The organism is Solibacillus palustris, from assembly GCF_022549215.1.
Lineage (GTDB): Bacteria > Bacillota > Bacilli > Bacillales_A > Planococcaceae > Solibacillus > Solibacillus daqui.
Map to the genome: position 1 here is coordinate 1 of NZ_JAKZFC010000005.1, position 13,784 is coordinate 13,784.

Genomic DNA, 13,784 nt, shown 5'->3' on the forward strand with positions numbered 1-13,784 from the left:
CCGTTTATCCAGTTTTGAAAGAATAAAAAAATATAATAATACTTGACGAAATAAGTTAATTAAAGTATAATAATAAATGTCTTTCGAAATTAGTCTAGTGATGATGGCAAAGAGGTCACACCTGTCCCCATACCGAACACAGAAGTTAAGCTCTTTAGCGCCGATGGTAGTTGGGGGTTTCCCCCTGTGAGAGTAGGACGTCGCTAGGCTAACATATAATTATTCCGAAGTAGCTCAGTTGGTAGAGCATCCGGCTGTTAACCGGCAGGTCGCAGGTTCGAGTCCTGCCTTCGGAGCCATCTAAATCTTGGAGAGTTGTCCGAGTGGCCGAAGGAGCACGATTGGAAATCGTGTATGCGGGTAACACTGCATCAAGGGTTCAAATCCCTTACTCTCCGCCAGGCAAACTTTTAAATGGCCCGTTGGTCAAGTGGTTAAGACACCGCCCTTTCACGGCGGTAACACGGGTTCGAATCCCGTACGGGTCACCATTAATTATATTTCATTATATCCAGCATGGAGGATTAGCTCAGCTGGGAGAGCACCTGCCTTACAAGCAGGGGGTCGGCGGTTCGAGCCCGTCATCCTCCACCATTAAAAATAATATAGTATTATCGCGGGGTGGAGCAGTGGTAGCTCGTCGGGCTCATAACCCGAAGGTCACAGGTTCAAGTCCTGTCCCCGCAACCAAAAGGTCCCGTGGTGTAGCGGTTAACATGCCTGCCTGTCACGCAGGAGATCGCCGGTTCGATCCCGGTCGGGACCGCCATTTTTAATAATTTATACATAAATGGGTTTGTAGCTCAGTTGGTAGAGCATTAGATTGAAGCTCTAAGTGTCGGCGGTTCGATTCCGTCCAAACCCACCATATTTTTGCCGGTGTAGCTCAGTTGGTAGAGCAACTGACTTGTAATCAGTAGGTCGAGGGTTCGACTCCTTTCGCCGGCACCATTACCTGGAGGGGTAGCGAAGTGGCTAAACGCGGCGGACTGTAAATCCGCTCCTTAGGGTTCGGCGGTTCGAATCCGTCCCCCTCCACCATCTTTTTTAGGGGCATAGTTTAAAGGTAGAACTACGGTCTCCAAAACCGTCAGTGTGGGTTCGATTCCTACTGCCCCTGCCAATTTTAACATTTAAACTAAATACAATGGCGGTTGTGGCGAAGTGGTTAACGCACCTGATTGTGGTTCAGGCATTCGTGGGTTCGATTCCCATCAGTCGCCCCATTTATTTTTCAGTTTATAATATATAATATAGTGGCGGTTGTGGCGAAGTGGTTAACGCACCTGATTGTGGTTCAGGCATTCGTGGGTTCGATTCCCATCAGTCGCCCCATTTTTATTAAATTGAAATTTCCCTTATTGGGGTATAGCCAAGCGGTAAGGCAACGGATTTTGATTCCGTCATGCCCTGGTTCGAATCCAGGTTCCCCAGCCATTCATTTGCGGAAGTAGTTCAGTGGTAGAACACCACCTTGCCAAGGTGGGGGTCGCGAGTTCGAACCTCGTCTTCCGCTCCATAAATATGGCGGCATAGCCAAGTGGTAAGGCACAGGTCTGCAACACCTTTATCACCGGTTCAAATCCGGTTGCCGCCTCCATATTTTTAATGAAATCGGTTAATCCGGTTTTTTTTATATCCATTTTCTTGCCGATATGGCGGAATTGGCAGACGCGCCGGACTCAAAATCCGGTTCCTTCGGGAGTGTCGGTTCGACCCCGACTATCGGTATACTATTAATAAGGTTAACTGTCATAAACCTTATTAAATTAAGACTCTCAGCAACTATTGAGGGTCTTTTTTTGTATGAAAATATTAAATAAAGTTAAATAGATAATGTGTTTATAAATGTGGTTAATAAACAAAATAATAGTGTTATTAAAAGGAAATTTGTCGATTTTATATATAGCATATAATAAAATTTTTAGATAAAATTAACATGATGATGTTAAGAAATAAGATGGAGATATTAAAAATTACGCTCTAAAGGGAGAAGGTATTGATGATGACTACAGTATCGAATATAAATTGGATTGAAGCTGCAAATTATGATGAATTGAGTAAAATTGCAGCCAATATTTTTAAAGAAGAGTTACAGAAACACCCTGAGATGGTGCTAGGTTTGGCAACGGGTGGGACGCCAGAAGGATTTTATAAAGAACTTGTTGAAGCAAATAAAGCAGGCGAAATTTCATTTGAAAAGGCACAATCATTTAATCTAGATGAATATGTAGGCATTAATGCAGCAAATAAAGCAAGCTATCACTATTATATGGATCAGCAGCTCTTTAACCATGTGGATATGAAGAATGACAATATTCATTTACCAGAAGGGGATAAAATTGACTTACAAGCTGCTGCAACGCAATATGATGCGAAGATTGAGGCTGCCGGTGGAATTGATATTCAGCTTTTAGGTATTGGTGTTAACGGCCATATCGGATTTAATGAACCAGGTACGCCGTTTGCTTTAGGAACAAATGTAGTAGAACTTACAGAGTCAACGCGTGAAGCAAATAAAATATACTTTAGTTCGATTGAAGAAGTACCAACTCATGCAATTACAATGGGGATTCAAACGATTTTAAATGCGAAAAAAGTGGTGCTCTTAATATCAGGTGCATCAAAGCAAGAAGCAATAAATCGTTTACGTAGCGGTGTAATTACAGAGGATTTCCCAGCAAGTGCATTGCATAACCATTCAAATGTAACGGTAATTTATACTGACGTAAAATAGTAAAAGGGGTGCAGTATCCGATGCTGCACCTTTTTTTTGAAAGAAAATAGTTTACAGAGATAAAGACATCAACTTACGCTCTTATTATGTCAATCGATTGAGAAGTTGTTAAAAGCTCAAATACGGTGAATGGTAGTAACATGAGTGCGCCAATGGCAATCGTTACTAAAAATGTCGAGTAGCCTGGTAGTGCGCTTTACATAAAACGCTATGATACAATAACGACAGTAGCAAAAGGAGGTCAAACAAATGAAAATTCGACCAGCAAGATTACAACAAGGGGATACAGTAGGGGTAGTTAATTTAAGTAGCCCGCTTACACAAGAAACATTAGGAGAAAAGCTAGCGTTTATAGAACAGCTTGGCTTACGTTATAAATTAGGAAATACGATTCAAAGCTATGAGGGCTATTTAGCAGGAACTGATGAAGAGCGTGCTGCTGACTTCCATGCAATGGTACAAGATCCAGAAGTGAAGGCAATTTTTTTAGCAAAGGGTGGCTATGGAATTTCACGTGTGATTGATAAAATTAGTTATCCATTATTAGAGGACAATCCAAAAATTATTTGGGGCTTTTCGGATATTACGGCATTACATACACAGGTAAATGAATTCTCTAATTTAGTAACATTCCATGGACCGATGTTATCCAGCCCACAAGGAGCACTAGATGAGCTATCACAAAGAATGTTCCAGCAGTTATTCCAACCGATTGAAATTCAGTATACAGAAAGCATCGCCCCCCTTATGACAGTAATTCCAGGCGTGGTGCGAGGTGAGCTTGTTGGCGGTAATTTAAATCGCTTAGTAGGTACATTAGGTACGAAATTTGAAATCAATGTACGCAATAAAATTGTCCTGTTTGAAGATATTGGTGAAAAGATTGAGCAAATTGACCATATGATGAATCAATTACGTTTAGCACGTAAGCTAGAGCAGGCTGCAGGATTTGTAATTGGGGACTTCAATATGTCGGATGACACATATAGTTATGAGGATGTAATTGAGATGATTACGGGCTATTTAAAGCCTTTTAATAAACCAACAGTTGCAGGCTTTAAAATCGGGCATTGTACGCCAAATGTTGCAATTCCATTGGGTGTGGATGCTATATTAAATGCTGATGAAAAGACACTAAGCATTTTGCCGGGCGTCAAATAAAAATACTACAGTCTTAAAGTATCTTAGTATAGATTAAATAGCAAAGACCCTCTATTCACCAAAAGTGAGTAGAGGGTCTTTTAATAACGAGCAAAAATCAAGTAATTCGCTGATTGTTGTTAGCTTTGACAATGGTTGGTCATGAGTTAAAGGTAACAAAGTAACAGGTAAGTGTTGATTGGTTTAGACTAAGTTAAATTTACATTTGCAAATGGGTCGCTCGTTATTACCTAGTTTGGAGTCTCACCGCCCTAGGATTAGTAATATTTTGAATCGTCAAATGCAATTGCCACTTGATAATTTTTCGCGTTAATTGCATTCGATAAACGATGTGCCTGTTTTTCAAGTTCGTTGGAACGGTTTAAATAGTCAAGTGGCTCGTAAAGTGCGATACGGTATAGCATTGTATCTCCCACAGAATGATAATAGGATTCTTTTTCTTCCATGCCAAGCTTTTTACAAAACGCTGCTTCAGCGCGCAATTGGTTTGCTAATTCAATGGCTTCAACAATCGGCATTTCTTCATCGTTAAAAACGATGGTATTTTCGATGTTTGCACGATAAATGAGTGCATCAAGCTTGCGGGAGTCGTAACGGAGTTGTTTTAAATCCGCTTCTAACTTGTCAAGCGTAAGGGCGGGTTGCTTTGGTTCCTCGCCTTTTTCAATTACAACATGAGTTACTTGATGTACCGCGATTGTCAGTTCTTGAATCTTCTTTGTAATGATACTTTTTAATTTTACGGATTCTGCTAAATTAATACTCAAATCTAAACACTCCTTAAAATTGAATTGTCGGGTTGTCCTTTGCTAGTACTGCTATCGTGTAATCGCCGCCATTAATTTGCGTAAACATATTGCCAGCACTCGTTAATAGCTGCTCTGCTTGTTCTACTTGTAGAGATGGCTGTAAATAAAAAATTTGTAGTGCGTCCGTTGTCTCTTCTGTTACTGCGGTGCGTTTTGAGTCAACAAATGGGCTACCGAAAGCACCGAGCGCATCTTGTGAATACAAAATATTAGCAAGTGCGTTATAGCGACCGTTTAAGCCTTCGTAACCAGTGTTTTCATCACCAAGCGCGATCTCAATATTGCCTTCAATGTTGCTTGTATCATATATACCAATCGGAAGCTCGTATTGTAGCGAGAAGAAATTATTTAAGTCGACAGCCGAGTGAAACGGTGTTAGATAATTTTGCTTTGAGATTCTACGCATTAGGCTTTCTGCAGAATGACGGTAACGATTCGGGTCAGCACCGAATGTTTTCCAAAGTTGGCGCCATTCTTTAATACCTACACGTTCTGTTACGGGTGACTCCTGCAATTCAAAAAATAAATTTTCTTGGTAAAGTTGTGTGCGACCTTTAATCATTTGAGGAGATTCTGCCACGGTAATTTTGCTATAATGGATAAGGCCGATTTTTAATTGCTCGGCTTTGGAAAAGATTGTTTCGTTAATTGAAATTTTCATATGTCATCACCTATCTATTATTGTAATGGATTGAATAAAGAATTACTAAAATTTGCTATAGCTATTTGGAAGAAATGAAAGGGGCTGGGGAAATGAATGTGACACAGCTTCAGGCGCAACTTATTGAATATGCACAATCAATCGGAGTTGATAAAATTGGCTTTACAACAGCAGCACCGTTTCATGAACTAAAAAATCGTTTGCGCCGTCAGCAACAATTAGGATTTCAATCTGGTTTTGAAGAATCCGACATCGAATTACGTACCGAGCCTTTACGGTTATTAGATGAAGCCGAAAGTATAATTGCAATTGCGTTAGCTTATCCATCACGTATGGAAAATGCACCACAAGGGAAAAAAGGGGAGCGCCGTGGTATTTTTTGTCGCGCTTCGTGGGGAATTGACTATCACACAGCTGTTCGGGAACGTTTACAGTTAATCGAAGCGTGGTTAATCGAGCATGTGCCGAATGTAAAGACCAAATCAATGGTTGATACAGGGGAGCTTGTAGATCGTGCTGTTGCAGAACGCGCGGGTATCGGCTGGGTCGGAAAAAACTGTTCGATTATTACGCCGGAATTTGGCTCATATGTTTATTTGGGTGAAGTGATGACGAATATTCCATTCGCACCGACTACGCCAATTGAGGATGATTGCGGGGACTGTAATTTATGTATAGATGTTTGTCCTACGGGTGCAATTGTAGCACCGGGACAGCTAAATTCGCAGCGTTGCATTGCCTTTTTAACGCAAACGAAAGGCTTTTTACCAGATGAATTTCGTGCCAAAATAGGCAATCGTTTATATGGCTGTGATACATGTCAAACGGTATGTCCAAAAAATAAAGGGAAGCTCAATTGGATACATGACGAATTTACACCAGATCCTGAAATTGCTAAGCCGTTATTGCGACCACTACTGACAATTTCAAATAAAGAGTTTAAAGCGAAGTTTGGTCATGTATCGGGCTCATGGCGTGGCAAAAAGCCGATTCAGCGTAATGCGATATTAGCACTCGCCCATTTTAAAGAAGAAAGTGCAATGCCAGATTTAATCGACTTGTTACAAAAAGACGATCGCCCTGTCATTCGTGGTACGGCTGCATGGACAATCGGTAAAATCGGTGCAGCAAATGCCGAAAAAGTACTGATGAAAGCGCTCGAAGTAGAAAAAGACGAGGAAGTGCTAGCCGAAATTCAAAAAGGACTAGCGTTGCTACAATAAGTAAGAGAGAAGGATAAAAAGTGCCAAACCATATTGTTTTATATCAACCAGAAATTCCAGCAAACACAGGAAATATAGCCCGTACATGTGCTGGTACGAACACGTCACTCCATTTAATCCGTCCGTTAGGCTTTTCAACAGACGATAAAATGTTAAAACGCGCAGGATTAGATTATTGGGAGCATGTAAATGTCGTATACCACGATTCATTAGAAGATTTTATTGAATATAGTAAAAACGGTGATGTGTATTTAATCGAAACGTATAGTGACGAACCGTATACAACACATGATTTTAGCGATACAACGCGCGATATTTATTTCATGTTTGGTCGTGAAACGACAGGCTTACCGAAAGATTTTGCACAAGAGCGTGCGCAAATGTGCTTACGAATACCACAAAGCGACCATGTACGTTCATTAAATTTATCGAATACAGCAGCTATTGTGATTTATGAAGCATTACGTCAGCAAAATTATCCGGGATTAAAATAAGTAAAAAAGGAAGGTGCACAGATTGTATACGTGCACCTTTCATTATTTGAATCAATTATGCCTCGACGTAATTGTGTCTGGATTCAGCTTTGCGCAAACGCAAAGAACTCCTTACCGAATCCGTGACATCCTCCGGAGGCGTTAATTTTTTAAGCAAGTGTCCAAACACCCGCTGAAAAATTAACGCATTTTACTTTCAATGGCATCGGCTAATTTTGCTTGAATATTATCGTTTTCGAAAATCGTTAAACGAATAAAGCTCTCATCCATATTAAACGCCTCAGATAAAAAGCCACCAAGTCCACGTGCGCGTCGATCTACCTGTATTAAAATTTCGACAGAACGCTCCGATTGCTCTAAAAATACAATTTCTAATTCATCTAGATACCGGCGATACGTATTGTTCGTTGTTTGGAATTCAAATTCTTGTACAATTTTTGTCCGATTACGTAAGTATGAAGGTGCTTGCTCTGTATCTACTTTACGTAAACGGAAACCAAGATTTTGAACTGCAGATAAAACAGCACTTGCTAAACGCGTTGGCTGAATATCCAGAAAGTCTTTATCGCTTGGATCAATGGCATTTTTAATATCCAAGCCCGTATGAATCCATACACGTGAATGACCCGTTGTGACTGGTACAATTGAAGGTAAATCCATTGAAAATGGAATTTCACGTTTTTCATTTGCTTGAATTGTGAAAGGCTCGTTAATTTTAATGCTTTGTAATGCAGCTTGATCATTGACTTTTTTATCATCAATTTCACGAATGAAGTTTGAGTAGAGCGTTAAATAAATAGCATCGATTTGCTGTTCAGTATTGCCACCGACAATTTCTACAACACCAGTAACCATTTCGTTAATTGTGTAACTTGATTTGTGTAATTTTGTATCAACCGTAGCCGCCCCAACTCCAACACTTGCTAAAACTTTATTAAATAGTGACAATACAATTCCCCCAATTTATTATTTTATCTACTTTATACGAATTAAATAAAATTAAGTTTCAAAAGGGCGGAAGAAAATTTTTATTTTCCTTCCGCCCTGTTATATTAGTTCCCTTCGATTGTGAACACGATGCGTAAGCCATTTGGATCAACTGTTGAAAAGGCTTGTTCGCCTCCATATTTAGGTGCTGCTTCAAATTGTTCTACTAAATAGCCATTGTCGAGCAAGCTTTGTTTAACTGTTTCAGCATATGCTACATCTTTTAGTACAACGGTAAACGATTTTAACCCAACCATATCTTCTGTTGGTGCGTGGCCGTTGTTGCTATTCCACGTATTTAAGCCGAAGTGGTGGTGATATTTACCTGTTGAAATGAATAATGCTTGTGCGCCATATCGTGTCACGACATTATAACCTAATACATTTGTATAAAATTGCTCTGATTTTTCAATGCTTGCAACGGATAAATGCACATGCCCCATTACAGTGCCAGTTGGTAAGCCATCCCATTTGCCATCAGCTGCCGCTAAAATTGGTTGGAAGTTTAGTTGCTCCGTAACCATATGCACTTGCTCGTCCTCGAACCAAGTCCATTCCGATTCGTCACGGTCGATGTAAATCTCGATACCATTACCGTCAGGATCATTTAAATACAATGCTTCTGAAACATCATGATCTGCAGCTCCAATACGTATATTTAAGTTAACAAAATGTTGGACGATGTTTCCTAAATCCTTGCGAGAGGGTAATAATAATGCAAAGTGGTAAAGCCCAGTGAAACCACGTTGTAGTGGAGATGCATTTGGAACTTCCACAAGTGATACTAAGCTTGTTTGACCATCAGTTGTTAAAAAAGCTTCCGTTTCTGTTTGTTCTAGAACTTTAAAGCCAATAATAGTTGTATAGTATTCGATTGAACGTGCTAAATTTGAAACCTTTAATTGAACATGAGATGAATACAAATTTGGTTTTTTATGAAAATGTGTAGCCATTGTCTAATTGCTCCTTTATATAGATTGTAATTTATAAGTAACTTACTTTATGTAACTAATATAAATTGCCACCGTAAAGATGTCAAGCAAAAAAAGACAATTGTGTTTAAAAACACAATTGTCTTTTAGTGAAAGCTAGCTAAAATTAGTTTTTAGTTTTAGCGAATGGCTTGTTATCGCTATCGTAACCAGCTGTGAACATAGCTGTTAAGAATGATACACAAACACCAAGAATTAAAATTAATTTCATGGAAGTGTCCTCCTCATGTTTTAATTGTCTCTTTTTTCAGTATAGCACAAAAAATGGATGTGAATACTTAATATTATGACAGAAATGGTTCTAATTTGGTAAAAGTTTAATGGGATAGGAGGAATAATTAATGAAAAAACGGGAAGAAATCGTCAATGGGAATATGGCTAATTCAATGGAAGAGCTACGCCTACTAGGCAAGCAAATGGAAAATATGCGTGATGAGCAACAGCTAGAAGAAACCAATCGAATTGCAGACCCACAACAATTTGATGATGAAAAAACCGAATAAGCAATATAAGAAGTCCGTTATCATTTTTTGATAGCGGACTTCTTATATTGCTTATTAAGTTGTTTGAATTTCGTAGTGTTTTAAATCTTCACGTAATTTGGCTTTTAAAAATTTTCCAACAGATGTTTTTGGAATTTCATTTAAAAAGACAACATCGTCTGGAATCCACCATTTTGCAACCTCTTGTTCAATAAATGAGAGAAGTTCGTCTTTTGTAGCGCTAGCGTCTTCTTTTAAGACAACACAAGCTAGTGGACGCTCTTGCCATTTTGGGTGAGGTACAGCGATAACGGCTGCTTCGAATACGGCAGGGTGTGACATCAGTGCATTTTCTAAATCTACAGAAGAAATCCACTCACCACCAGATTTAATTAAGTCTTTTGTTCGATCGGTTATTTTAATATAGCCCTCTTTTGTTAATATAGCGATATCACCTGTGTACAGCCAACCTTCACGGAATGCTTCATTTGAACGCTCATCTTGATAATAGCTAGACGCTATCCATGGACCACGTACTCGTAGTTCACCCATCGTTTCACCGTCCCATGGAACAGGACCGTTTTCGTTTACAACTTCGGTTTCAATTAACGACACGGTTAAGCCTTGTGTAACACGCATATCTAACAACTCATCGGCACTATAGTTGTCCATTTCAGAAGTTGGATGCGACATGCTGACAAGTGGTGAAGTTTCGGTCATACCATAAGCGTTGACATAAGGTACACCAAGTTTTTCGTTGTACGCTTGAATTAAACCTTTTGGTGATGCAGAACCACCTGAAATAACTAATCGAATCGATGACAGGTCACGCGGATGCTTTTCTTGCTCAGCAAGAACACCAAGCCAAATTGTAGGAACACCAGCAGTAATTGTCACTTTTTCTTGTTCAATTAAATCTAAAATAATGCCTGGTGTTACCATCGGACCTGGTAACACAATGTTTGAGCCAAAGTTAAGTGCTGCAAATGGGAAGCCCCATGCATTTACATGGAACATTGGCACAATTGGTAGCGAGACATCACGCTCTGTTAAAGCAAATGATTCGGCAAGACCTAGCGCCAAACTATGCAGGACGATGCTACGATGTGTATAAACAACACCTTTTGGCATGCCGGTTGTCGCAGATGTGTAGCACATACCAGCTTGTAGATTTTCGTCTAAGTCATCTGGAAATACAAAGTTTTCATCAGCTTGCTCTAGTAATTGCTCGTAGCTATACACATTTGTAAATGATGATTCAGGTGCTGCCAAGTCATCACTCATGATGATAATATGCTTGACCGTTTTTAAATGGCTGAGTGCAGGTTCGACTAATGGGAACAGGTCGCCATCAATTAATAGAATTTCGTCCTGCGCGTGATTAATAATATAAATAATATGTTCGGGTGCTAAGCGTATATTAATTGTGTGTAAAATTGCACCACTACATGGAACCGCAAAGTACGCTTCTAAGTGGCGATGATGATTCCATGCGAATGTACCGACTTTTGTGCCGCGCGTCATACCGAGCTTCGCTAAAGCATCTGCTAGGCGGTGTGTACGTTTTACGTAATCCTTAAAAGTAATGCGATGTGTAGTCGTAGGGCTTGTACGTGAAATGATTTGCTTGTTTGGAAAATACCGTGCTGCACGCTTTAAAAATCCTGTCAAAACTAACTGTGTATCCATCATAGTTATCAGCTCCTAAACGAAAATAATAATTTTACGTAGAACTCTAGTTGAAAGAATTTTCTGTAAATAGAATTATACTAGACAATATGTTTTCTATCTACAAAAACAATGGTAATTTCAAGAATTTTGAAACTATTTTAAGTTATATCCGTAAATCAGATGATAAAATATGGTAATTAACTAATCTGAATAATGCTATAATAGATTGAAATTAAAACCGAGGTGATTCATATGAATTTACAATCAACAAAAACATTAGCAAATGGCGTTGAAATGCCTAGACTTGGCCTAGGGGTATATAAAATGACAGACCGTGATGAAACATTGCAAGCTATTACAACTGCATTAGATTTAGGTTATCGTGCAATCGATACAGCTGCACTGTATTACAATGAGGAAGAAGTAGGAGAAGCCATTCGCAATTCATCTGTTGCGCGTGGAGATATTTTTGTCACAACTAAAGTATGGAATTCTGACCAAGGATATGACAATACACTAAGAGCGTTTGAAACTTCATTAAAAAAATTAGATATGGATTATGTTGATTTGTATTTAACACACTGGCCAGTAGAAGGTAAATTTGTGGATACGTATCATGCAATCGAACGTTTATATGATGAAAAATTAATTCGGGTAACGGGTGTATCCAATCACCATGAGCATCACTTACAACAACTATTAGTAAACTGTAACGTCGCACCAATGGTTAACCAAGTAGAATTACAGCCTTATTTAAATCAGGCGGAACTACACGCATTTTGTAAGGAACACAATATTGGCGTTACTGCGTGGTCACCACTTGGTCGAGGGCAAATATTAAATGACGACACAATAGTACGTATTGCAAATGAATATAGTGTTTCACCAGCACAAGTAATAATTCGTTGGCATCTACAAAATGATATTATAGTCATTCCAAAGTCAGTAACGCCATCACGTATTAAGGAAAACAGTGAAATATTCCACTTCGAATTAACTGAAGTGACAATGCAGGAAATCAATGCCTTGAATCGTAATGAACGCTTCGGACAAAATCCAGATAGCTTTAAGTTTGATTTTTAACGTGTAAATTCACATTTCTTGGGGGATGAGATGATGTTTAAAAATTTTTCGCCAGGGTTATTTTTCTCGATGGCTGCCATTACCATTTTGATTTTTACGCCATATATCATGTTATTACAACCGATATTTCAAAGTTTTTTTTTCGTAAAGCCAGAAGATCAAGATGTATTTCTAATAAATCCAATTACCATACGTCTTATTATAGGAGCCAGCCTCGTTTTTGGGGCGATGTTTGGCTTATTAGCGTATAAGCGTACAAAAGTAATTTATGGAATTAGTCTTTTGTTACTTGTAATTGGTGGCAGTACGGCCTATTATTCGACGCAAAACTATTTGAAAATTAGTAACGAGCAAATTGAGCGCAATTTTTTATGGATGAACGATCAGTATGAATGGACAGAGCTTTCGGAAGTGTACTATGAATATGTCGTAGGAGATAACAAGGGCGAAGTGAAGCTAATTGCCAAGTCTGGTAATTCGTTTGTCATTAAAGAAAAAGAATTAAACTCGCAAGCAATAAGCTATATTTATCATTACTCAATTCAAAACGGCATACCGTATGTAGAGCGTGAGAAAGTTGATTAAAAAATAGGGGACGAGAAAATGCATGATGCTATTTCTCGTCCCTTATTTTCTTACATATCCTTTACAACAATATCCTCATTTAAAAATGGGTGTGAAAAAGCTAATTGAATGGCGTGTAAGGCATATGTGCCGGCTGCTGATTCGCGTGCGCCATAGAGTGTATCGCCAACGATTGGGTGACCAATATGCGCCATATGTACGCGAATTTGGTGTGTGCGACCTGTTTCTAGTACAACGTGAACAACACATGTCCCTTTGTAGCGGTTTACAACTTCATAATGCGTAACAGCGTTTTGTCCATTGGGTGCAACTACGCGGCGAGTATTATGATGGCGGTCTTTGCCGATAGCCGCTCTAATTGTGCCATTATCTGTACGAATATTTCCTTGTACTTCAGCTGCATATGTTCGGATGATTGACTTTTCTTCAATCATTCGGTCGAAAATAGATTTGGCAATTGGATGTTTCGCTACAAGTAATAGGCCGTTTGTTCCTTGATCTAAACGGTGTACATGCTCTGCGTAATGCCCACCATTATCAACGATGTGACGCATGACATGGTTCATACATGTATCGTTATCGGTTGGCTCGTTTGGATGTGTTGCCATTCCTTTAGGTTTTGAAACGATTAAACAGTGCTCGTCTTCATATCGAATAATGACATCACAAGTTTGTGTTGGGATGTAGTTAGAGGCTGGGATTTCAAAGTTAAATTCGATTTTCGTTCCTTTATCGAATGGCTCCTTCCACATGATTGGCTCCCCGTCGATTGTTACCGCCTTTGCCATACGAAGCTCATGCACAAGCTTTTTTCCCAGTCGCCATTTATTACGTAGTAAATCTTCTACCGTTTGCCCGTTTTCATAAATTGTATATGTGAACATGTCTAGTTTCCTCCA

The 13,784-nt window shown here is 39.2% G+C and carries 13 protein-coding genes, 16 tRNA genes and 1 rRNA gene; 24 read left to right on the top strand and 6 right to left on the bottom strand.

Annotated features, from left to right (window positions below):
- Positions 1 to 93 precede the first annotated feature (93 nt).
- The 19 genes from rrf to LZ480_RS12895 all read left to right on the top strand — a co-directional run bounded on the left by rrf (position 94) and on the right by LZ480_RS12895 (position 3,898).
- A 5S ribosomal RNA gene (gene rrf / locus LZ480_RS12805) occupies positions 94 to 209 on the top strand.
- A 14-nt stretch (positions 210 to 223) separates the two neighbouring features.
- A tRNA-Asn gene (locus LZ480_RS12810) sits at positions 224 to 299 on the top strand.
- 10 nt (positions 300 to 309) lie between these two features.
- Positions 310 to 401, top strand: a tRNA-Ser gene (locus LZ480_RS12815).
- A 15-nt stretch (positions 402 to 416) separates the two neighbouring features.
- A tRNA-Glu gene (locus tag LZ480_RS12820) sits at positions 417 to 491 on the top strand.
- A gap of 27 nt (positions 492 to 518) precedes the next feature.
- Positions 519 to 594: transfer RNA gene (locus tag LZ480_RS12825), tRNA-Val, on the top strand.
- Positions 595 to 615: 21 nt separating this feature from the next.
- A tRNA-Met gene (locus LZ480_RS12830) sits at positions 616 to 690 on the top strand.
- Between the two features lie 3 nt (positions 691 to 693).
- Positions 694 to 769: transfer RNA gene (locus LZ480_RS12835), tRNA-Asp, on the top strand.
- Positions 770 to 792: 23 nt separating this feature from the next.
- Positions 793 to 868, top strand: a tRNA-Phe gene (locus LZ480_RS12840).
- A 7-nt stretch (positions 869 to 875) separates the two neighbouring features.
- Positions 876 to 951 (top strand) — tRNA-Thr (locus tag LZ480_RS12845).
- Between the two features lie 6 nt (positions 952 to 957).
- Positions 958 to 1,041 (top strand) — tRNA-Tyr (locus tag LZ480_RS12850).
- An 8-nt stretch (positions 1,042 to 1,049) separates the two neighbouring features.
- A tRNA-Trp gene (locus LZ480_RS12855) sits at positions 1,050 to 1,123 on the top strand.
- Positions 1,124 to 1,150: 27 nt separating this feature from the next.
- Positions 1,151 to 1,226 (top strand) — tRNA-His (locus LZ480_RS12860).
- Between the two features lie 33 nt (positions 1,227 to 1,259).
- Positions 1,260 to 1,335: transfer RNA gene (locus LZ480_RS12865), tRNA-His, on the top strand.
- A 27-nt stretch (positions 1,336 to 1,362) separates the two neighbouring features.
- Positions 1,363 to 1,437, top strand: a tRNA-Gln gene (locus LZ480_RS12870).
- Positions 1,438 to 1,444: 7 nt separating this feature from the next.
- Positions 1,445 to 1,519, top strand: a tRNA-Gly gene (locus LZ480_RS12875).
- A 7-nt stretch (positions 1,520 to 1,526) separates the two neighbouring features.
- Positions 1,527 to 1,600: transfer RNA gene (locus LZ480_RS12880), tRNA-Cys, on the top strand.
- 49 nt (positions 1,601 to 1,649) lie between these two features.
- Positions 1,650 to 1,731, top strand: a tRNA-Leu gene (locus tag LZ480_RS12885).
- A gap of 292 nt (positions 1,732 to 2,023) precedes the next feature.
- Positions 2,024 to 2,737: a glucosamine-6-phosphate deaminase gene (gene nagB / locus LZ480_RS12890; RefSeq protein WP_408641624.1), complete on the top strand. Its 714-nt coding sequence runs from the start codon at positions 2,024 to 2,026 to the stop codon at positions 2,735 to 2,737.
- A gap of 249 nt (positions 2,738 to 2,986) precedes the next feature.
- Entirely contained in the window at positions 2,987 to 3,898 is a 912-nt protein-coding gene (locus LZ480_RS12895; protein WP_241369841.1) for a S66 peptidase family protein, read from the top strand.
- Between the two features lie 257 nt (positions 3,899 to 4,155).
- On the opposite strand, the gene LZ480_RS12900 is transcribed toward LZ480_RS12895, so the two are convergent.
- Entirely contained in the window at positions 4,156 to 4,665 is a 510-nt protein-coding gene (locus LZ480_RS12900) for a hypothetical protein (RefSeq protein ID WP_241369842.1), read from the bottom strand.
- Positions 4,666 to 4,678: 13 nt separating this feature from the next.
- A complete protein-coding gene (locus LZ480_RS12905; protein ID WP_241369843.1) occupies positions 4,679 to 5,368 on the bottom strand; it encodes a B3/B4 domain-containing protein in 690 nt (229 codons plus the stop codon).
- A 92-nt stretch (positions 5,369 to 5,460) separates the two neighbouring features.
- Between LZ480_RS12905 and queG the strand changes: the two genes are divergently transcribed.
- On the top strand, positions 5,461 to 6,591 hold the full coding sequence (gene queG, locus LZ480_RS12910) for a tRNA epoxyqueuosine(34) reductase QueG (RefSeq protein WP_241369844.1): 1,131 nt from the start codon (positions 5,461 to 5,463) through the stop codon (positions 6,589 to 6,591).
- A 20-nt stretch (positions 6,592 to 6,611) separates the two neighbouring features.
- Entirely contained in the window at positions 6,612 to 7,085 is a 474-nt protein-coding gene (gene trmL, locus LZ480_RS12915; protein ID WP_241369845.1) for a tRNA (uridine(34)/cytosine(34)/5-carboxymethylaminomethyluridine(34)-2'-O)-methyltransferase TrmL, read from the top strand.
- 180 nt (positions 7,086 to 7,265) lie between these two features.
- On the opposite strand, the gene LZ480_RS12920 is transcribed toward trmL, so the two are convergent.
- Together LZ480_RS12920 and LZ480_RS12925 are read right to left on the bottom strand one after the other, a co-directional pair.
- Positions 7,266 to 8,033: a sporulation protein gene (locus tag LZ480_RS12920; RefSeq protein WP_241369846.1), complete on the bottom strand. Its 768-nt coding sequence runs from the start codon at positions 8,031 to 8,033 to the stop codon at positions 7,266 to 7,268.
- A gap of 104 nt (positions 8,034 to 8,137) precedes the next feature.
- Positions 8,138 to 9,025, bottom strand: coding sequence for a VOC family protein (locus LZ480_RS12925; protein WP_241369847.1), 888 nt, complete (start codon positions 9,023 to 9,025; stop codon positions 8,138 to 8,140).
- A gap of 380 nt (positions 9,026 to 9,405) precedes the next feature.
- On the opposite strand from LZ480_RS12925, the gene LZ480_RS12930 reads away from it, so the two are divergent.
- A complete protein-coding gene (locus tag LZ480_RS12930) occupies positions 9,406 to 9,567 on the top strand; it encodes a hypothetical protein (RefSeq protein WP_241369848.1) in 162 nt (53 codons plus the stop codon).
- A gap of 54 nt (positions 9,568 to 9,621) precedes the next feature.
- Here the strand turns inward: LZ480_RS12930 and LZ480_RS12935 are convergent, their stop codons facing one another.
- Complete coding sequence (locus LZ480_RS12935; protein ID WP_241369849.1) at positions 9,622 to 11,238, bottom strand: long-chain fatty acid--CoA ligase; 1,617 nt, start codon at positions 11,236 to 11,238, stop codon at positions 9,622 to 9,624.
- A gap of 231 nt (positions 11,239 to 11,469) precedes the next feature.
- Between LZ480_RS12935 and LZ480_RS12940 the strand changes: the two genes are divergently transcribed.
- On the top strand, positions 11,470 to 12,300 hold the full coding sequence (locus tag LZ480_RS12940) for an aldo/keto reductase (RefSeq protein WP_255731438.1): 831 nt from the start codon (positions 11,470 to 11,472) through the stop codon (positions 12,298 to 12,300).
- A gap of 33 nt (positions 12,301 to 12,333) precedes the next feature.
- Positions 12,334 to 12,885, top strand: coding sequence for an acyl dehydratase (locus LZ480_RS12945; RefSeq protein ID WP_241369850.1), 552 nt, complete (start codon positions 12,334 to 12,336; stop codon positions 12,883 to 12,885).
- Positions 12,886 to 12,935: 50 nt separating this feature from the next.
- On the opposite strand, the gene LZ480_RS12950 is transcribed toward LZ480_RS12945, so the two are convergent.
- Entirely contained in the window at positions 12,936 to 13,769 is an 834-nt protein-coding gene (locus LZ480_RS12950) for an RluA family pseudouridine synthase (RefSeq protein ID WP_241369851.1), read from the bottom strand.
- Between the last annotated feature and the right edge of the window lie 15 nt (positions 13,770 to 13,784).